At 29.7% G+C, this 21,017-nt stretch carries 19 protein-coding genes and 1 other annotated feature; of the genes, 1 reads left to right on the top strand and 18 read right to left on the bottom strand.

The genetic code is table 11. The features are described from left to right. Nucleotides 1-89: 89 nt before the first annotated feature. The gene (locus L1S46_RS17920; RefSeq protein ID WP_238900611.1) at nucleotides 90-1,433 is read right to left on the bottom strand and encodes an alpha-amylase family glycosyl hydrolase; all 1,344 of its coding nucleotides are present in this window, start codon (nucleotides 1,431-1,433) and stop codon (nucleotides 90-92) included. Nucleotides 1,434-1,692: 259 nt separating this feature from the next. On the opposite strand from L1S46_RS17920, the gene L1S46_RS17915 reads away from it, so the two are divergent. After that, nucleotides 1,693-2,166 (top strand): hypothetical protein, encoded by a 474-nt coding sequence (locus L1S46_RS17915; RefSeq protein WP_238900610.1) that lies wholly within the window; start codon nucleotides 1,693-1,695, stop codon nucleotides 2,164-2,166. A 70-nt stretch (nucleotides 2,167-2,236) separates the two neighbouring features. On the opposite strand, the gene L1S46_RS17910 is transcribed toward L1S46_RS17915, so the two are convergent. The 17 genes from L1S46_RS17910 to L1S46_RS17830 form a co-directional block, all read right to left on the bottom strand. Next, entirely contained in the window at nucleotides 2,237-3,265 is a 1,029-nt protein-coding gene (locus tag L1S46_RS17910; protein WP_238900609.1) for an alpha/beta hydrolase, read from the bottom strand. A 298-nt stretch (nucleotides 3,266-3,563) separates the two neighbouring features. Further along, nucleotides 3,564-4,631 carry an HD-GYP domain-containing protein gene (locus tag L1S46_RS17905; protein ID WP_238900608.1) on the bottom strand — a complete coding sequence of 356 codons (1,068 nt, stop codon included), beginning with the start codon at nucleotides 4,629-4,631 and terminating at the stop codon, nucleotides 3,564-3,566. A gap of 339 nt (nucleotides 4,632-4,970) precedes the next feature. After that, nucleotides 4,971-5,129, bottom strand: a complete 159-nt coding sequence (locus L1S46_RS17900) for a hypothetical protein (RefSeq protein WP_170816496.1) — start codon at nucleotides 5,127-5,129, stop codon at nucleotides 4,971-4,973. Between the two features lie 117 nt (nucleotides 5,130-5,246). Next, nucleotides 5,247-5,594, bottom strand: a complete 348-nt coding sequence (locus L1S46_RS17895; protein WP_017209118.1) for an arsenate reductase family protein — start codon at nucleotides 5,592-5,594, stop codon at nucleotides 5,247-5,249. Nucleotides 5,595-5,969: 375 nt separating this feature from the next. Then, nucleotides 5,970-6,683, bottom strand: a complete 714-nt coding sequence (gene deoD, locus L1S46_RS17890) for a purine-nucleoside phosphorylase (protein WP_012060299.1) — start codon at nucleotides 6,681-6,683, stop codon at nucleotides 5,970-5,972. A 74-nt stretch (nucleotides 6,684-6,757) separates the two neighbouring features. After that, nucleotides 6,758-7,408, bottom strand: a complete 651-nt coding sequence (gene deoC, locus L1S46_RS17885) for a deoxyribose-phosphate aldolase (RefSeq protein ID WP_238900607.1) — start codon at nucleotides 7,406-7,408, stop codon at nucleotides 6,758-6,760. A 211-nt stretch (nucleotides 7,409-7,619) separates the two neighbouring features. Further along, the gene (locus tag L1S46_RS17880; RefSeq protein WP_238900606.1) at nucleotides 7,620-8,504 is read right to left on the bottom strand and encodes an ABC transporter permease; all 885 of its coding nucleotides are present in this window, start codon (nucleotides 8,502-8,504) and stop codon (nucleotides 7,620-7,622) included. Then, nucleotides 8,494-9,621 carry an ABC transporter permease gene (locus L1S46_RS17875; protein ID WP_078114632.1) on the bottom strand — a complete coding sequence of 376 codons (1,128 nt, stop codon included), beginning with the start codon at nucleotides 9,619-9,621 and terminating at the stop codon, nucleotides 8,494-8,496. Before L1S46_RS17875 ends, L1S46_RS17880 begins: the two co-directional genes overlap by 11 nt. Further along, entirely contained in the window at nucleotides 9,596-11,146 is a 1,551-nt protein-coding gene (locus tag L1S46_RS17870; protein ID WP_275299022.1) for an ABC transporter ATP-binding protein, read from the bottom strand. The genes L1S46_RS17875 and L1S46_RS17870 overlap by 26 nt, the downstream gene beginning before the upstream one ends. 194 nt (nucleotides 11,147-11,340) lie before the next feature. Further along, complete coding sequence (locus tag L1S46_RS17865) at nucleotides 11,341-12,399, bottom strand: BMP family ABC transporter substrate-binding protein (protein WP_023973133.1); 1,059 nt, start codon at nucleotides 12,397-12,399, stop codon at nucleotides 11,341-11,343. A 258-nt stretch (nucleotides 12,400-12,657) separates the two neighbouring features. Further along, nucleotides 12,658-13,674 (bottom strand): LacI family DNA-binding transcriptional regulator, encoded by a 1,017-nt coding sequence (locus L1S46_RS17860; protein WP_017210104.1) that lies wholly within the window; start codon nucleotides 13,672-13,674, stop codon nucleotides 12,658-12,660. 421 nt (nucleotides 13,675-14,095) lie between these two features. Next, the gene (locus L1S46_RS17855; protein WP_041899279.1) at nucleotides 14,096-15,268 is read right to left on the bottom strand and encodes an aminotransferase class I/II-fold pyridoxal phosphate-dependent enzyme; all 1,173 of its coding nucleotides are present in this window, start codon (nucleotides 15,266-15,268) and stop codon (nucleotides 14,096-14,098) included. Beyond that, nucleotides 15,265-15,744 (bottom strand): Lrp/AsnC family transcriptional regulator, encoded by a 480-nt coding sequence (locus tag L1S46_RS17850; protein WP_012060307.1) that lies wholly within the window; start codon nucleotides 15,742-15,744, stop codon nucleotides 15,265-15,267. Before L1S46_RS17850 ends, L1S46_RS17855 begins: the two co-directional genes overlap by 4 nt. A 55-nt stretch (nucleotides 15,745-15,799) precedes the next feature. Continuing rightward, nucleotides 15,800-16,066, bottom strand: a binding site (T-box leader). A 288-nt stretch (nucleotides 16,067-16,354) separates the two neighbouring features. Then, nucleotides 16,355-16,510 (bottom strand): zinc-ribbon domain-containing protein, encoded by a 156-nt coding sequence (locus tag L1S46_RS17845; RefSeq protein ID WP_012060308.1) that lies wholly within the window; start codon nucleotides 16,508-16,510, stop codon nucleotides 16,355-16,357. A 242-nt stretch (nucleotides 16,511-16,752) separates the two neighbouring features. Next, nucleotides 16,753-19,029 (bottom strand): ATP-dependent Clp protease ATP-binding subunit ClpA, encoded by a 2,277-nt coding sequence (gene clpA, locus L1S46_RS17840; RefSeq protein WP_238900605.1) that lies wholly within the window; start codon nucleotides 19,027-19,029, stop codon nucleotides 16,753-16,755. A gap of 3 nt (nucleotides 19,030-19,032) precedes the next feature. Beyond that, nucleotides 19,033-19,332, bottom strand: a complete 300-nt coding sequence (locus L1S46_RS17835) for an ATP-dependent Clp protease adaptor ClpS (protein ID WP_012060310.1) — start codon at nucleotides 19,330-19,332, stop codon at nucleotides 19,033-19,035. 124 nt (nucleotides 19,333-19,456) lie between these two features. Continuing rightward, nucleotides 19,457-20,884: an aminotransferase class I/II-fold pyridoxal phosphate-dependent enzyme gene (locus L1S46_RS17830; protein ID WP_238900604.1), complete on the bottom strand. Its 1,428-nt coding sequence runs from the start codon at nucleotides 20,882-20,884 to the stop codon at nucleotides 19,457-19,459. Between the last annotated feature and the right edge of the window lie 133 nt (nucleotides 20,885-21,017).

Genomic DNA, 21,017 nt, shown 5'->3' with positions numbered 1-21,017 from the left:
CCCCTTTTACTAGTTTTATTAAATGTTTTTCATGTAAATAATATTTACCCTATCCATATATTCTTAAATTCTAGCAGATTATCTCCATGTTACTTTCTTAATTCTGTTATTATTTTACCCGAAAATGCTGGGACCACTATGCTTGTTTCATTAGCATTAATCACTATTTCATTTTCATCTAATAAATCAATACCTTTTTCGAAGGGTAATTTAAATTCTAAAACACTTTCTTTATCAGATAAATTTAATATTACAAAAACTCTATCATTATCAGTATTTCTAGAAAATATGAATTGTTCATTCTTAACAACAACTTGTTCATAATCCCCATATCTTAATGCTTCACTATTAATTCTAATATTACCTAACCTTTTAATTAATTCAAATAACTTATCATCTTGTTCATCTATTTTTCCAAATTCTAATTCTGGTCTTAAAGGTAAGTCTGTACCATTTCCTTTAACTCCCTTGAGACCATATTCACTCCCATAATATACACTAGGCACACCTGGCATTGTATAAAGCAATATATATGAATTATATATATATTCTGGCTTTTTTAATGTACTTGCTAGCCTGTTAACATCATGATTATCAACGAAGTTATATAGACATAGATTCTTATAAATTCCGCCTGAACCAAATAATCTATTTAGTGAATATGCAATTTCAAAATAGTTCTTATCGTTATGACTTGAATAAATTCCCTTATAACATTCATAATTTGTCACAGAATCGAGACTTTCAGGATTAACCCATTTATTATAATCTCCATGAATAACCTCACCCATTAGCCAAAAATCCTTCTTCTTTCCTTCTACAAATCTCTTTAAAACTTTAAAAAACTCAAAATCAATGCTATCAGCTGCGTCTAACCTTAACCCATCTATATCAAATTCATCTATCCATGTACTTACAGCCTGTAACAAATGATTTCTAACTTCTTCATTCTTCAAATTAAGTTTGACTAAATCATAACAGCCATTCCAGCTTTGATAATTAAATTCATCCCCCATCGGACTTTTGCTATTGAAATTTAAATCTGCAAACCAGCTACAATACTTAGAATTTACTCCGTTTATCTGAACATCTTTAAATGCCCAAAATTCTCTTCCTACATGATTAAATACCCCATCTAAGATTATTCTTATATCATTCTTGTGTAACTGCTCACATACTTCTTTAAAATCCGAATTAGTTCCAAGTCTTTCATCAACTTTGTAGTAATCCTTGGTGTCATAACCATGATAACTCGACTGAAAAATTGGTGAAAAATAAACAGCATTAATTCTCATTTCTCTTAAATGAGGTATCCATTTTTCAATTTTGTTTAACCTATTTTTTTTATCATATACTTTACCTGGTTCTAAAACACCACAAAATCCAAGTGTATAGAATTGATAAAATATACTTTCCCTAATCCATAAATTCATAATCTCATCCCCTTTAGTTTATATACATTATACCACTTTGACGCCATTTTTTTACACCACTAGTTTATAAATAATAAACCTGATTTTTAGGCGCCCTTATATTTATCACCTTCCTAATTATATAAAAACTCTCCATAATTAGAAATACATATTGGAAGTTTATATATTTTATTTCTATAATAAGAAAATTTATATAAATATTATTATCATTTTTGTCACATACTAGATATTGAAATTAAATATCTTCGGAGGTATAAAAATGAATACAAAAGCTATAAAATACATAACAACTTTCTTATTGGCAATAAATTGCCTAACATTTCTTCCTAAACCAACAATTGCGAGTGCAGCTTCTTACTCACTTGGCGGCTTAAAGATTTCAACTTACTATGCTCATAAAGATAAATCTAATGGTTTTAATGTGTTTGGAGAGGAAAATTATAAATATCTTTCTGCCGAACAAAAAAAGGAATTGCTTGAATTAAAAAAATGTAAAAATAAAGGTCAGGATCTTTCAGAAGAGCAACAGAAAACTCTACATTCACTTATAGATTCTATCATCAAAGGAAAACTTGGAGATAAGGACTATGTAGATTTTAAAAGTTTAGTTGAAAAAAAACGTTCTAATGAGAATTTAACAGATGAAGAAAATGAAAGATTAAAGGATTATACAGATATTATTAATGGTAACAAACTTTCAACGAAAGATATACTTAGTCAATTTCTAAGATAAATTGTATCTCATGCTTATAAAAGAACAAACTCTAATCGATAGAATTTGTTCTTTTAACGTTATATTATTATTAAATGCTATTTTCGTAGAATGACAACACCCTATAAAAAAAAGAAAAAGCTATTTCATCTCTTTCAAAATACGATTCATGTTTAGAACCTTTCATATGAACCACCCTACAATCTTTAGCATAATGCGCAAACCTATTCTGTGCTTTTGGGATAACATGTGTATCATATTCAGCTTGAAATAATAGTATTGGTACGATTATTTTTGAGATATTCTTTCTTCTGATTAGTTCTTTAGTTGCTTTTAAACTTTCGATATACCATAAAGCCGATGATCCACCACTATGATAATTATCATTCTTTTTAATCTTTTCCAAAAGATATTGATATCGCTCCTTACAACTAGTCGATCTACTGTAAAAATCCTTCTTTTCAACATATGGCTTCTGACCTGGAAGATATGAATTTCCTTTTCCGCAAACCCTCATTGCTTTAGAAATAATATTTGCTAAAATCTTAGGTGCTTTCCCAGTATTAATTTCATGCATTGGTGAACTTAACACTGCAGCATTAAAATAACTATTATATTTCTCTAAAAAAACAGTACCTATACATCCTCCCATAGAATGTGCAAATAATAACAACTTCTTATTCCTACTATCTGGAATAACAATTTCATCTATAAACTTTTTGAAATCTTCTACATAGTAATCAAAGTTTTCAACATTAATCTGATAATTATCCATCCCAAGTCTTTGTGATCTACCATGCCCTCTATGTTCAAGAATAAAAACAGAGTAGTTTTCCTTTATAAAATAATAAATTAGTTCATTGTATTTTTCAGTAAATTCTCCAAATCCATGACAAATGACTATATTAGCTTTTGGCTTCTTTACAATGAATTTTTCGTAATAAAGTTTTAAGTCATTTGCTCCTAGAATATAGCCACTTTCTAGATTCTTCTTTAGATAAGGTTCAACTATATTTATCATTTTTTCCTTATAATTATCTTGTGAAATATATATTTCAAGATACTTATCCTTAAAATTTGAGTATGAAGATGCCGTTAATGCTAAGTTATCTTCATTCATAATCTTCCCCTCCCACCTATAAATTTTGGAATCAAAATTTATCTTAACTACTAATATAAATTACTTATTTTAAATCCATTATAATTTCAAGTTAAAATATAGATTGATTTATAAATTTACATACAAAAATAAGGTAAATATTTTAAATAAAATTTACTTATTAGAAATTTTTTAAAACAACTACCTTATTATATACTATTTATCACATTTTTATTTTAAATTTATTTATTTCTAGTTAAATTATATTAATCTCTAATTATATTTTCGTAATAGTTATAAACTACATAAACTTTCTATTTTATAATAATATCTCTTTAATATATAAGTTCTTTTCTTTTTCTAAATCTATAAACTCTTCGCCCTTCAAAATCAGAGGCTTTTCTAAATTATTTACATTCATCTGTATTATCTTGCATTTTTCATTAGTATTTAATAATACCTCTTCACCTGTATAATAATCTATAACATGCTCTAAAAATATCTTTACATATTCGTAATCTAGTTTTCCTAAACTTTCGTTTTTAACTATTTGCAATGCTTCAAATGGAAGCCTTTTTTTCTTATATCCTCTATTAGAATTAATTGCATCAAATACATCAGCTATAGCGATGATTTTTGCAAAAGGATGTATAGCTTCACCCTTTAACCCAAGCGGGTAACCAGATCCATCTAATCTTTCATGATGCATCAGTACCCCATAGCTCACAGCCTTGTCCAAAAATGAAAGTTCTTTTATTACCATATATCCTTTCTGAGCGTGGGTTTTTATTGTATTAAATTCATTTTGTGTTAATCCTACTTCTTTCATTAGTAATTCTCTTGCTATTTTTGTCTTTCCAAAATCATGAAGAATTGCTGAATATACTAATAAATTTAACTTCGCCTTTTCTAATCCTGTCCATTTTCCTATGAGTGCACTTAGTGCTGCTACATTTACTCCATGTCTATATATTGAATCTGTTCCACTTCCATAAAGAACTATATTCTTTATAACCAAGCTACCTGGCTGTATCTCATTTTGAATTTTTCTAGAAAATTCCCTCACTTCGTTTAGAGCTTCTTCATTGTTATTGACAAGTTGTCTAAAAGTTTTTCTTAATGCTAAAGAAATTTCATTGAATTCTTCTTCAATCTTTTTACATTGTGTCTCTTTCTTTAATTCTACTTCAATACTTTTTGCAGCAATATTTTCACAATATATCTCTACATTCCCAATAACATATAACTTTTTTATTTTTTCTATAATTTGTTCAGTTACCGAAATATCCTTTTTAAGTAATACACTCCCATTTTGCTCTACATTTTTAGCTATTACCATTCCTTCTTTTAACTGGTTAAAGCTTATTACTTTTGTACTCTTCTCCATAATACTCACACCCATCATATAACAAATTTTATGTCTCTAAGTATAGACAGAATATATATCTATCTCTATGACCTAAAAATTAAAAAATCCCCTAATTAAATATATAAGAACAATAATAAATAAGATTATATTAAACTTATAAAACAATATTCGAGTAAAAATTTATTTATTATTTATATTATTCTATATCTTTTATATTTTGTCAAAATAAGTTTTAATTTATTTTGAATTGTAGTTCTTCCATAATATTGAGAAAATATATGTATATAATATAAGGATGAAATTTAACTTCCATCCTTACACTACATCACTTCTACTATGACTCTATTTATACACACATTATTCTATGGGAGACGCTTTCTTATTTCCAGTCTTAGCTTTTCCTTGTATCTCTATTGGAACATCTTTTACCTCATTTTTTTTATAATGTGTTTTATGATTACTTTCTGTTCCATGTGGTTCACTTGGGTCTGGTCTTCTCATTCCTGCTTTTGCCATAACTACTTCATATCCTTTCTAAAATAATCTCAATTTTAGTATTCTAAAAAAATTCTATAGTATACATGAGATTAAATAGAAACTGTTGGTATAGTAGCATCATCTTCAAAAATTATTTTAGTTGTTTTCTATCCATCTATTCCATTCTTCTGCTTTATATCCAACTGTTGCTTCTTTACCATTTCTTACTATAGGAGTATTTATAACTTTTTGATTTTTTAATAATAATTCTGCTTTAATCTCTGCACTTCGTATATTATTAAAGTTTAATTTTACATATTCCTTTGCCTTCGTATTTATTAATTCATTAATACTCACCGCTTTAATTATGTTATTAAATTCGCCTTTGCTCATAGGCTTTTCATTTAAATCGATAAACTGAAATTTTATATTTCTTTCTTTAAAAAATCTTTCTGCCTTTTTAGTATCAAAGCATTTCTTAGTTCCAAATATTTGTATATTCATAAATTCATTTCACTTACTTTCATTTTAATTTTCTTTAGGTCTCCTCACACAATATTCCAATCTATGTATTATTTTAAATTATATATATATTTAAATATATGTGTTGCAATTCACAATAATGGTTAAAATTCATGCACTATATTTAGAATTATTATGAATCATTATTTTTGCACTATATTGATGGCTAAATCATAGTTTGATTATGGACAAAAAACAAATATATTTTGACTTTATATTGTGTATTAACAATTTAAAATTTGCATTATAACAAAAGAAAATCCTTACTTTTAATTATATACTAATTACTAGCATATGGTTATCTCTAACCTCAAGTAAGAATCTTCTCTTTCAAATTACTATTTTAACTCTTTGATATTAATTCTCTATTTTTGCTATAGTATCTAAAGCAACTTCCATCATATTTGTAAATGTCAATTGTCTTTCTTCTGCGCTTGTAACTTCTCCAGTTACAAAGTGATCACTTACTGTAAGTAATGCTAATGCATTAACTCCAAATTTAGCTGCAATTGTATATAACGCTGCTGCTTCCATCTCTACTCCTAAGCAACCAAACTTAGCCCACTTCTTCCAATCTTCATCATCATCGCCATAAAATACATCAGAGCTATATATGCTACCAACCTTAGGATCAAAGCCTTTTTCAACCGCTATATCGTATGCTGGTTTCAATAATTCAAAACTTGCTGTTGGCGCAAATGTTCTACCTTGAAATCTTACTAAATTAAGATTTGAATCTGTTGATGCAGACATAGCTATTATAAGATCTCTAACCTTAACTTTTTCGCTATATCCACCGCATGTTCCAACTCTTATAAGATTTTTAACCCCATAACTTTGTATCAATTCATTTGCATATATTGAAATTGAAGGTATTCCCATTCCTGTTCCCTGAACTGAAATTTTCTTACCTTTATATGTTCCTGTAAACCCATACATACCTCTAACTTCATTATAGCAAACTACATCTTCTAAAAAGTTTTCTGCTATAAACTTTGCTCTTAAAGGGTCTCCTGGTAATAATACGCTTTCTGCAATAGCACCTTCAGGTGCATTAATATGAACACTCATTTTTTACCTCCATAATTTTAACCACATCATCTCAATTAATGATCAATATATTTAAACTATTTTATAATAATAATTTATTTGCTTTCACTAACTATAGATATACTAGCACTAGCACCAATTCTACTTGCTCCTGCATTTATCATATCCATAGCCGTCTTAAAATCTCTTACTCCTCCAGATGCTTTTACACCTAAATCTGACCCAACAGTTTTTCTCATTAACGCAATATCTTCTTTAGTTGCTCCACCACTAGAAAATCCTGTTGATGTTTTAACAAAATCAGCTTTAGCTTCTTTAGCTATTTCGCAAGCTTTAAATTTTTCTTCATCACTTAATAGACATGTTTCAATAATTACCTTTACTAATGCTTTTCCTTTGGCTGCATTTACAACTGCTTCTATATCTTCTTTAAGTAAACTATAATTTTTATCTTTTAATGCTCCAACATTTATTACCATATCTATTTCAGTAGCTCCATTTTCAATGGCTTGATTTGTTTCAAAAGCTTTAGCTTCCTTTGTCATTGCACCTAATGGAAATCCAACAACTACACATGTCTTCACATCAGTCCCCATAAGTTCAGTACTTACTAATTTTGCATAACATCCATTTACGCAAACTGAAGCAAAATTGTATTCTTTAGCTTCCTTACATAACTTTTTTACATCCTCTACTGTCGCCTCTGGTTTTAATATTGTATGATCTATATATTTAGCTACATCCATATTTCATTACTCCTTAAATTTATTTTATAACTATATATGTTACAATTCACAATGCACATTTCACAATTACGGCTAAAATTCTTTCAATGTTTCTAGAATTATGATGTAGAATTATTCTACAACATATATATAACTATAATTTGAATTAACAATCAGCACTTTCAGCGAAATTTTCGCAGTCCTGTGATAATAACAATCTTTCTTCTTTCTATTAACGAGTACCTTTTTCGTAAGGAACTCCATCAGCTTTTGGTGCAACTGATTTTCCAACAAAAAGAATCAATACTACAATTGTTAAAATATATGGTAACATTGCAAGTATTTGCGAAGGAATAGCAAAGGTTCCACCACCTAATACAACTGTTAATGCTTGAGCAAATCCAAATAATAAGCAAGCTCCGTATGCGCCATGTGGAGTCCATTTACCAAAAATAACTGCTGCTAATGCAATAAAGCCTTGACCGCTAATTGCTGTTGGCGTAAATTGTGCTATTATTGCAAGTGTCATAGATGCTCCACCAAACCCTGCAAGTATTCCAGAAATCATAACACACACGTAACGAGTTGCAGTTACACTTATTCCAAGAGTATCTGCTGCTGCTGGATGCTCTCCTACTGCACGAATACGTAATCCCCATTTAGTTTTATATAAAATAAACCAAATGACTACTGTAATTATAAGTGCTATAAAAACTGTAATATCTACTCCAAGTACTTTAGGTAATTTAGTAGCTACTGGTTTAGTCATAGTAGCTCCTTCAAATAATAACCTACATGTAAATAACGAGAAACCTGCACCTAATAAATTTATAGCAATACCTGATATTGTCTGATCAGCATTGAATGTTATAGATGCAACTGCATGTAATAAAGCCATTATTCCACCTGCAATTCCTGCAGCTAAAAATCCAAGCCATGCATTTCCAGAATAATATCCTACTGCCGCACCAGTAAATGCACCTATAGTCATCATACCTTCAATTCCGATATTTACAACTCCAGAACGCTCAGAAACAACTCCACCTAATGCTCCAAATATTAGCGGTGCTGAATACATTAGTGTAATACCTATTAATAGTGCAATACTATTTAACATTCTTCTCACCTCTCTTTAAAAGTCTGTCAGCTAAAGCAGGTACAATCTTAGTTAATGCTACGAAAAATACAATAGTACCTATCATTATATTTATTATTTCCGATGGTGCACCTATAGCAGATTGTACAGATTGACCTCCATATAGTAATCCACCATATAATAATCCTCCAAATATACATCCAATAGGTGAACTTCCTGCAATTAATGCAACTGATAATCCGTTAAATCCATTATTTTCAAAAGCAGCCATAGTAGATAACTTATGGGGTGCTGTGCCTGTGATAGCTAGTGCTCCAGCAAGACCTGATAATGCACCTGCAATTACCATTGATTGAATTATATTACGATTAACATTTATTCCAGCAAATTCTGCTGCATCTTTATTTAATCCAACTGCGCGTAATTCATAACCTTTTGCTGATTTATATAATAAAATCGATATAACTACAGCCATTATAATAGCAACAATAATTCCAATATTAACATCTGTTTTTAATAAAACTTCTGATAACCATTTGTGATGAGAAAGAAATTCCATTCCAGCATCAGATGTCTTCCAATTGCCAAGTATAGTAGTAAATCCAGATTCATTAATCATATAAGTACTTGTTGAATCTGGTTGGTGAAATACATCTGTAGATACAACGAAATTAGATAAATATAATGCAATCCAATTCAGCATTATACTGGTTATAACTTCATGTATTCCGAATTTCGCCTTAAGAATTCCCACAATACCACCAAACACTGCTCCAGCAGCTACACCAGCTAAAATTACTAAAGGAATTTCTAATACTGCTGGTAAATTTAATTTAATTCCAACTATTGTTGATGCAATTGTACCTATTATATATTGGCCCTCTGCTCCAATATTAAATAATCCTGTTTTAAAGGCAAATGCAACACTTAAACCAGTTAAAATAATAGGCGTAGCCTTAATAATTGTATTAGATATATATTTAGGTTTTGAAAAAATTCCATTAAAAAGTGCGCTAAAAGCATCTATTGAGTTATATCCTGCAATACCAAGAACTATTGCAGAAACTACAAAACCAAAAAATATTGCAATGAATGTTGAAGTAACTGGTTTTTTAAGAATCTTTGCCACTGTTTTCATTTCTTTTACCTCCTGCCATTAATAAACCTATTGTATTTTCATCAACTTCTCCCTGCTTAAATGTATCTACAATAGTCCCTGCATAAATTACAGCTATAGTATCAGAAACATTCATAACTTCATCAAGTTCAAACGAAACTAACAAAACCGCTTTGCCTTTATCTCTTTCCCTTATTAATGTTTTATGAACATATTCAATTGCTCCTACATCAAGTCCACGAGTTGGCTGCACTGCAATTAATAAGTCTGGATCATTGGCTACTTCTCTTGCAATTATAACTTTTTGCTGATTTCCTCCTGATAAACCTCTAACAGGAATTAATTCACAATTGTCAGGTCTTATATCATATTGTTTTATCATATCTTTAGTATGAGATATAATTTCGTCTTTATTTAGGAAACCATTTTTGCAATATGGTTCGCTTCTATATTTTTCTATAACTACATTATCAGCAACACTGAAATCTAATACAAGTCCTCGCTTTTGTCTATCTTCATGTATTGTTGATACTTTATTCTTAATAACATTTTCTGTTGTAGTATTTTGTATCTCTACTCCATTTATTTTAATGGTACCGCTTTCACATTTTGTTAGGCATGTAATTGCTTCGATCAATTCCTTTTGTCCATTGCCATCAATTCCAGCAATACCAACAATTTCACCTTTATGTACTTTAATTGATAAGTTTTTAACTGCATCTAACTTTCTTTCATCTTTTACAGTTAAATTATCTATTTCAAAGACAACTTCATCTGGCTTTGCAGGCTCTTTATCAACAACTAACTTAACTGCATGACCTACCATCATTGTGGCAAGCTCCGATCCTGTTATCTCTTTAACATTAACAGTATCTATATATTTCCCTCTACGTATTATTGTACAGACATCAGAAGATTCCTTTATTTCTTTTAATTTATGTGTAATTATAATTATTGTTTTTCCATCTGCTACAAGATTATTCATAATCTTTATTAAATCCTGAATTTCCTGAGGAGTAAGCACTGCTGTCGGTTCATCCAATATTAATAAATCAGCTCCACGATATAAGGCTTTTAATATCTCAATACGTTGTTGCATACCCACTGAAATATCTTCAATTTTTGCATCTGGATCTACTTCTAATCCATACTTTTTAACAATATTTAATATTTCCGCGCGGGCTTTTTTCATGTCTAATATGCCAAATTTACTTGTAATTTCACTACCTAATACTATATTTTGTGTTACTGTAAAATTTTCAACTAACATAAAATGTTGGTGAACCATTCCTATTCCATTTTCAATGGCTATATTAGGGTTTTTAATATTTATCTTTTCACCATTAAGATATATTTCTCCTCGGTCAGCTTGATATAATCCGTAAAGTATATTCATCAGTGTACTCTTACCTGCTCCATTTTCTCCTAATAGTGCATGAATTGTACCTCTTTTAATATCGATATTGATATCATCTAAGGCACAGAATGAACCAAACATTTTTGTAATTCCACGCATCTGCACTGCATATTGTTTGCTAATTTCCATACCAAGTCCTCCCTTAATTAATAATATGCTTTGCTAACAGTGAATCACTAGCTAGCAAAGCCATCCCTATTTCATATCTGCCATATATATATTACAATTCATTTTCTGCATTTTAGCCTTAAGCCATTGCACATAGCTTCCTAGAACTTTAAATGTAAATTTATCATTGTCACACATATATTATTTAATTATCCTTATTTACCGAAGCTTTTAAATGTATCTTCATTATAAGGTGGAACTATTTCACCGTTCTTAATTTTGTCTTGAACTGCCATAGCTGCCTTATAAACTTCTGGATCCATGTTTTTATTTTCAGTTGGAATTCCTACTGCATTTTCTTTTAAACCATAAGTATATGTTTTTCCACCGATTTTATTTCCACTCATAGCTTCTTTTGAAAGATTTTCAACTGCAACATTTGCAAGTTTTAATGCTGATGTTAATACATTGTCAGGAGCCAAATATGCTTGGTCACGGTCAACACCTATTGCAAACTTATTTGCTTCTTTAGCTGCTTCAATTACACCTACACCTACTCCACCTGCTGCGTGGAATACAATATCACATCCTGAAGAGAACATTTTATTTGCGATTGCTTTACCCTTTGATGCATCAGAGAAACTTTCAGCATATTGAACATCTACAGTAATATCTTTACCTAATTCTTTTGCTGCATATTGAACACCAGCTTGGTATCCATATTGGAATTGATCTATAATTCCACTTTTTATACCACCAACAAATCCAACTTTACCTGTTTTTGTTGTTTTAGCTGCTATATATCCAACTATAAATGAAGGTTCTTGTGCATTAAACATAACTCCTGTAACATTAGCTGGAGTATCATCTCCATATGAATTATCAACTATAGCATAGTTAACATCTGGATTTGATTTTGCTGCCTTTGTTATTGCATCTGACATTGCAAAACCAATACCCCAAACTAATTTATTGCCGCTATCTACAACTTTATCTAGATTAGTAGCATAATCAGATTCTTGCTTAGATTCTAAGTAACTAACTTTTGCACCCTTATTGTTTTTTTCGAAGTTTTGTAGACCTTCCCATGAAGATTGATTAAACGATTGGTCATTTACCCCACCTGTATCAGTTACCATAGCAACTTGATATTCTTTTGCATTGCTGCTTCCTTTGTCAGCTGTACTAGTACCGCTTCCACTTGATCCACATCCAGCGAATAACGTTACTGTTATTGCTGAAACTGCTAATAATGATAATAATCTCTTTTTCATTAACCTTCCTCCTAAAATATAAGAATTAATATTTAAACTCATGGATAATATCCACGATTTAAATTTAATAAAACAGTTATTATAAATATTCTTCTAATTAATTATATTTATAATATGTTGACTTTAATATTACGAATATGTATTCAACTTGTGACTATGTATATATGTTGTAATTCACAATGCACAATTACCACTAAAATTCTTGCAATCTTTTTTAAAATTATGATGAAGAATTACTTTTGCAGCATATATATAAATTTATATCTTTTTCTCTGAACCTTTAACTACAATTTGTGGTGCAATGATCCTTCTTCTTACACTATCATCCTCATTACTGCTAATAATATCAAACAGCATATCCATGGAGGATCTCCCTAGCTCAATTGGACAATCTTCCATATATGTAATATTTAATCCTACCATATCTAAAAAGTCAATTTTATCAAATCCCACTATAGCCAAGTCCCTAGGAATATCCTTATTCTCTTCTTTTAGAGCTTTTATAACTCCCATCGTCATCATGTTACTGCAAACAACTAATGCTGTAGGACGGTCTTTTTCTTTAAGTAATTTTTTAGTTAATTCATATGCCTTATCTAATTTAAAATCTCCATATAAAACATATTTACTGCAAAAATCAATATCATTTTCTTTTAGCGCTCTTTTATAGCCCTCTAATCTATCCATTACTGGTTCTGAACTCAATAATCCTGTCATTATTCCAATCTTAGTATGACCTTCTTTAATTAGCAGGTTTGTTGCCTCAAATCCACCTTTTATATTATCTACAAAAACTCCATTTAACTTTGTAAATTTAACATCAGCCGAAACTAATATTATAGGAATATTTAAAGTATTTATTGTTTTAATATAATTTTCATTAAACTTTTCTTCACCAAATCCTGGAGTCATTATAATTCCTTTAATTCTTTGTTCTTTAAGCAATTTAAGAGCACGCACTTCCTTCTCTAAATAATTATCTGTATTAAACAAAATTATATTCAGATTATTTCTTTCTGCTCTCTCACTTACTCCTTTTATAATTTCTCCAAAATATGCATTAGTTATATCTGGAACGATAACTCCTATAGTATTAGTCTCGCATTTCGACAAACTTCTTGCAATTGCACTCGGTGTATAATTCATTTCTTTTATTGCGACTAATATTCTTTGCCTAGTTTCTTCTTTTACATAACCTGAATTATTAAGAACTCTTGAAACTGTTGCCGAGGATACTTTAGCCCTTTTCGCAATATCATTTATAGTAACTGACATAACACCCCACCTCGTCAAATTTTTTTCATAATCCCTCAAAATTTATTCCATTATTAAAACTAAATCGTGAAATACTATTATTTATAGACCAGATTAATTTACAACTTAAATTCTTAATTTCTAAGGCTTTAAGCCAAGTTATTTTTAAAGTCGAACTATTTATGGTATCGCTTCCACACTTATAATAATATATTAGGAATATGATGTCAATATTCATAGTTTTATTGATTTCACTATAATATTTATCAATACTACATGCCATTTATCTTCAGTTTAAGCCATTCTATGTCTATACTAGTATAATTTATGATATGTATATTTACAAACTTTTTTTATTAATATAATTTTATTTCACTCTTCTCTAGGTATATATTAAAGGAGTGATCTAAAGTATTTTTATACTTAAACCACTCCATTTTTATTATTTCTCTCTCAATTTATCAAGAAATCTCTTTGTTCTTTTCAATGCTTCCATAATATCTTCCATTGATGACGCATAACAAACTCTTATAAATCCTTCTCCACAATCACCAAAAGCATTTCCCGGAATAACTAATACTTTTTCATTTATAAGCAGTTGTTCACAGAATTCATCCGATGTTATACCCGTAGATTTAATACTTGGAAATAAATAAAATGCTCCAAGAGGCTCAAAACACTCTAATCCCATCTTCCTAAATCCATCCAATAGAACTCTTCTTCTTCTATTATATTCCTTACACATTTCTTCTACACTTCTATCACCACTTTTTAAAGCTTCAATCGCTGCATACTGAGCAGTTGTTGGTGAACACATAAGAGCATATTGATGAATTTTCTTCATCGCTTCTATTAGAATCGGATGTCCACAGATATACCCAAGTCTCCATCCTGTCATAGCATATGATTTAGAAAATCCATTTATAACTAAAGTCTTATCTCTCATTTCTGGAAAGGATGCTATTGAAACATGTTTCTCTCCATAGCAGAGTTCTGAGTATATTTCATCTGAAATTGCAATAATATTTTTATCTTTAAGAACTTCTACTATTCCTGCTAGTTCATCTCTAGTCATTATTGCACCTGTTGGGTTATTAGGAAACGGTATTATAACTACCTTTGTTCTAGGTGTAATTGCTTTCTCCAAATCCTCAGGAGTAAGTTTAAATTCATCTTCTGCTTTAAGGTTCAAAACCTTAGCTGTTGCTCCAGTAAATGCAGTACATCCCTTATATGCAACAAAGCTTGGCTCTGGAACTATAACCTCATCTCCAGGCCCAACTAATGCCCTAAGTGCTATATCAATTCCTTCACTTCCGCCAACAGTAACTATTATTTCATCTTCTGGATTATAGTTAAGATTAAATCTTCTATGAAGATACTTTGATATCTCACTACGAAGCTCAATAAATCCTGCATTCGAAGAATAATGAGTATGTCCTTGCTCTAAAGAATAAATTCCAGCTTCTCTTACATTCCACGGAGTTACAAAATCTGGTTCTCCTACACCTAGAGAAATAACGTCATCCATTTCATTTATTATATCAAAATATTTTCTTATTCCTGACGGAGGCATATTTTTTACGTTGTCTAAAATCATGTCTTCTAATCTCATATAAATATTGCCTCCCTATCTTCTATCTTCTTTTCTTTAAATATCTTTCCATGATCTTTATATTTCTTCAATACAAAGTGAGTACCTGTACTTAATACATATTCTTGCACTGCTAGTTTTTCTGATACAAAAAGAGCAACTTCCTTCATAGTCTTTCCTTCAACAATAACCGTTAAATCAAAACCTCCAGACATTAAGTAGCATGCTTTAACTTCTGAAAATTTATATATTCTTTCTGCAACTTTATCAAATCCAACACCTCTCTGCGGTGTTATCTTAACTTCTATTAACGCTGTTACTGTTTCACTACCTGTATTTTCCCAATTTATAAGCGTTGTATAACCTGCTATAATGCTTTTTTCCTCATAATCTCTTATTGCTTCTCTAACTTCTTCAACAGTTTTACCTGTCATAACTGCTATTTGTTCATCACTGTATCTGCTATTTTTTTCTAATATCTCAAGTATTTCCTCCATTGAAAATAACCCCCTTATTTTAATATAATTAAATAAAAAAAGTCCTCCATCCCACACAAGGGACGAAAGAACTACTTCGCGGTACCACCCTAATAAACAACTTAAAAATTGTTCACTCAGCTAGAGTACATATTATACTCCACCTCTATAACGTGAGGAACACGTTATAGCCTAATTAAAAATTCTTATTTTCTAAAAATTTTTATTTCTCAGCTATAAAATTCAAAGGCTGCTTCTATAAAGGATACTTACCAGATTCCACCGACCTCTAGCTCTCTTAAAAGTTTACCATTTATATACTCTTCCTTATCACTATCTTTAAAACTTTATTTTTAAAATTACTATCCAATATGACTATAAAATTTTAAATAAAAAAGATTATACGAAAAATCAAATCACTTTTTATTCAAATCTTTCTTTATATTATACTAGCAAAAGTATAAAAAATTCAATATATTTTTTATATTTTTTTATTTAAATGCAGAATATTCTATTGAATTAACTAAAATTGACCCTAAAAAATATATTTATATCATACGGAAATAAAAAGGAGCATAAGATTTAATCACTCTTATGCTTCTTACTCAATCAATAGAAAATTTATTACTTTCTATCTTCTATTGTTTTGTTGCTTTCTAGCTCTCCTGCAGTCAGGACATCTTACTGGTTCATTTTCAAAACCTTTTTCCTTATAAAATTCTTGTTCTCCTACAGTAAAAACGAACTCTCTTCCACAATCTTTGCATATTAATGTCTTATCTTCCATTCTAATGTTCCATTGCTCAAGTTAAAATAACTTTGCAATAGTTCACCTCCTCTTTTTGCTTAAAAATTTCTTTTTGTCATTTAATATTATGTCTGTCTTCATAATTTTTATTCAAAAACATATTATTATATAGTTTATATTTAATTATCATGTAATCTCTCCAGATGATATTACATAGGACTAGGACTCTTTTACATTTATTTTTACATATATAATAATGAATCACATTACTTTAAGTAGATTTAATTGATCTTTAACTCAAATTTTTCATTTACAAAATCAATTACACACTTTCCACCTTCGCTTAGCTTTCCAAATAAAATTTCATCAACAAGTAATGGTTTTATATTCGAAGCTATAACTCTTGCTATTTCTCTTGCCCCAAATTCCTCTGATGTTCCTATTTTAGCAATGTGATTTACACATTCTTCACTAAATTCTATTTCAACATTTTTAGAATTCAATTTATCTTTAAAGTTATTTAATTGCTTTTTAGCAACATTTGCTGCCATAATATCAGTCATTCCATTAAATACTATTATTTTATCCAGTCTATTTCTAAATTCAGGTGTGAAGAACTTTTTAACCTCTTCCATTATAGCTTCACCTTTGACTTCCCTATCTCCGAAGCCAATAAGCTTTTTACCTATATTTCTAGCTCCAGCATTAGAGGTCATTATTATTATTGAGTTTCTAAAATCAGCTTTCCTGCCTTTATTATCAGTAAGTGTGGCATAATCCATAACCTGAAGCAATACACCCAAAATATCCGGGTGTGCCTTTTCTATTTCATCCAGTAATAATACGCAATGTGGCGTTTTTCTTATTGAATCAGTTAAAAGTCCGCCTTCTTCATAACCTACATATCCTGGAGGTGATCCTATGAGTTTTGCAGCTGAATGTTTTTCAGTATATTCACTCATGTCAAATCTAATCAAATCTATTCCTAGAGTTTTAGATAAGCATCTAGCAATCTCTGTTTTTCCAACTCCGGTAGGCCCAACAAAAAGCATAGATGCTACTGGCTTATCTTCATCGTTTAATCCAGATCTAGACATCTTTATACATCTTACAACTTCTTCAATGGCTTTATCCTGTGAAAATATATTTTCCTTTAAGTCCTTTTCCAAGTGCTTTAAAGAACTTATCTCGCTACTTTCCACAGTTTGCTTTGGAATATTACAAATCTTTGATATTATTTCCTCAATAGTTTTTCTGTCAACTATAATCTGCTCATTCATATCTTCATTATGCATACGAACATAAGCTCCAGCTTCATCTATAATATCTACAGCCTTATCTGGCAGATATCTGTCATTAATATACTTATCGCTTAGAGTTACTGCATCTCCGATTGCTTCATCTGTATAACTTACATTATGATATTCTTCATAATTCTTTTTAAGTCCATCTAATATTTGTATAGCTTCTTTTATAGATGGTTCTTTAACATCTATTCTTTGAAATCTTCTACTTAATGCTTTATCTTTTTCAAAAAACTTTTTATATTCATCAAAAGTAGTAGCTCCAATAAATCTAATTTTTCCTTCTGTAAGATAAGGTTTTAACAAATTGGACGCATCTAATGCGCCACCATTTAACGCTCCGGCACCTACAATATTATGAATTTCATCTATATATACAATTGGCTTATCTTGTTTGCTAATCAAATCTAAAACTCTTTTTATTCTTTCTTCAAAATCTCCTCTATACTTAGTTCCTGCTATAACAGATCCAATATCTAAAGAAAACATAGAACTTCCTTTTAATTTTTCTGGCACCTTGTCTTCACTTATTAACTTTGCAAGTCCTAAAGTTATAGCAGTCTTACCAACTCCAGACTCGCCTACATGTATAGGATTATTTTTTATCCTTCTACAGAGTATCTGTATACTTCTTTCTAAAATATCTTTTCGTCCTATCAATGGATCATTTTCTTCTTCTGTAGCTTTCTTAATAAGGTCTATTGTAAACTTATTAAGAAATGCATCTTCTTTTTTCTTCTCCACTTTCTCTTTACTTTCATTCTCAGTAAATTCATTCTCATCTTCTTTAAAATTTTCTTGCATTTCATCATCATAAGAATTTCGAGTATCTTCATCTATACTATGACACAAAGAATATAGCAACTCTCTTCTTGTAACGCCTTCTTGCTCTAGATAATATCGTGCATAACTATCTTCTAGATTAAAAATTGCAGAGAGTATATGATCTACATCTATTGCATCTTTTCCGCTATACTTAATTTGTTCATTTGCTGTTAAAATGACTCTTTGAAACTCTATGCTCTCTTGTGGTTCTCCTTGACCAATTTTATTTATATATGTTTTCACGTAAGTTGCCAAATTATATCTTAAATTTTCTAAACTTCCACCACATTCTTTAATAGCATACTCTACATTCTTATCAAAAGTTGCAGCATACAGTAAATGCTCTGGTGTAATATATTCGCTGCTTTTCTCTTTTGCTTCTTGGTATGCTTTAAGTAATATCAAATTAACTTCATTCGTAATTTTCATATTTTACGCCTCCTCTACAGTAAGCTTAAACGGAAAGCCCTTTTCTTTAGCCATTGACATTGCAGTTGAAACTTTAGTAACTGCTATATCATAACTATATATTCCTGCTATTCCCTTACCCCTTTCATGCACATCTAACATTATCTTCTCAGCATCTATTAACTTTTTATTAAATACAACTACCAGTATATTAATAACGAATTCCATTGTTGTATAATCATCATTATACATAACAACTTTATAATTCTTAGGCTTTTTCACATCAACTTTATTCTTTGGTTTGGTTACAATATTTGTTTCCATATATAATTGTCTATCCCTCCCCGCATATTATCATCATATATATTATTCTAAATAGATATATTTTAACACAATATTTAAGCTTATACCAATAGGATTATAGTAAATTATAGATTCATCATTTATATTAATTTATATCTAAAATCCGAATTTTATTATTATTTACTCCAATTATACTTTTTTTATTTATAATATAGTCCCTTACTATTGCTATAACATCTTTTGATATTATTTCTCCTGGGCAAACCAAAGGTATTCCTGGAGGATATGGTATTATTGATTCTTTAGCTACTAAACCTTCACACTTTTCTATTTCACACCATCTGCTTTTTAATTTAAAAGTTTCATAAGGCTCAAATTTTTTAATAGGTATATTTCTAGAATATTTTATCTCTATTTCTCTAGACATATTTCTCATATCTAAATTTAAAATAGTTTCGTATATAATTTTAAAATCTTCTTCTGTATTAAATGGTGATAGGATTAAAACAACTCCTCTTGAAAAACTCATCTCAGCCTGTATTTTATTATCTCTTAGATAATCTAGAAATTTATGTCCATTATACCCTTTAGGAAGAATAACTATATATCTACTAGGATCAATTTTGTATCCTTCTATTCTATCATTATGCTTATCTAAGTCACTTTCACTTAATATATAAACCTTTCCTAGCTTATTAATTTTTTTCTTCCACTTTTCAGATTCATTTATTAATTTATCATAATCATCTTTCCCGTATGTATCTAAATAATATCTTGCATAATCTAAAGATGCCATTATCAGATAAGATGGTGAAGTTGTAGTAAATAACTTTATGTAAAAATCTATTATGTCATTATCTTCATTTACTAAGAGATATGCGCCTTGAGTTAGGGCTGGTAAAGTTTTATGTGCACTTAAAACCACATAATCTCCTAAACTCGCAAGAGACTTTGGCAATCTTTTATTTATTCCAAAATGAGCTCCATGAGCACAGTCGATTATGACTTTTAATCCTATTTCCTTCAAATTACATATAATCTCTTCTATATCATATGTAATCCCAAAATAATTTGGATATGTTATTATAATTCCCTTTGGTTTTGAGCTATTCTCTAACGCTTTATATATATTCTCTTTATTAGGTGGTAAAAATAGTCCTAATTCATCATCAATAATAGGTTCTATATATTTAACTTTTAACTTTCTCATAATCAATCCATTATAAATTGACTTATGGCAGTTTCTTTCAACTAAAACTTCATCGCCCTCATCAAATGCTGAAAACATAGCTGCTAAGTTTCCTGATGAGCTTCCATTTACTAAAAAATAGGCTTTCTTAGCCTTATAAGTTTTAGCTAATAGCTCTTGAGCTTCCTTTATTATCCCTTCTGGATAATGCAAATTATCTAATGGGTCGACCTCTGTTATATCTAAAAATCCCATTCTATTAACAAACTCCAGCCCAATTTCATCTCTAGCAAATCCAATTCCCCCCTTGTTTCCTGGCATGGAAAGAAGTAGATTTTCTTCATCATTGTATTTAAGTAATCCTTCTAATAATGGTAACTTCAAAAATACCGCTCCAATCTAATTTCAAATATAGCTAACCATGGATAAAAGCTTCATATCGACGATCAAACGATATGAAGCTTAAAACATACTTTCTATTTCATAAATTAAATACTCTATATTACACTTGTGCCTT

This window comes from Clostridium sp. YIM B02500 (assembly GCF_022324665.1).
Classification (GTDB): Bacteria; Bacillota; Clostridia; order Clostridiales; family Clostridiaceae; genus Clostridium; species Clostridium beijerinckii.
The sequence above is the reverse complement of the archived record's forward strand: the minus strand, read 5'-3'. Positions and strand labels throughout refer to the sequence as shown.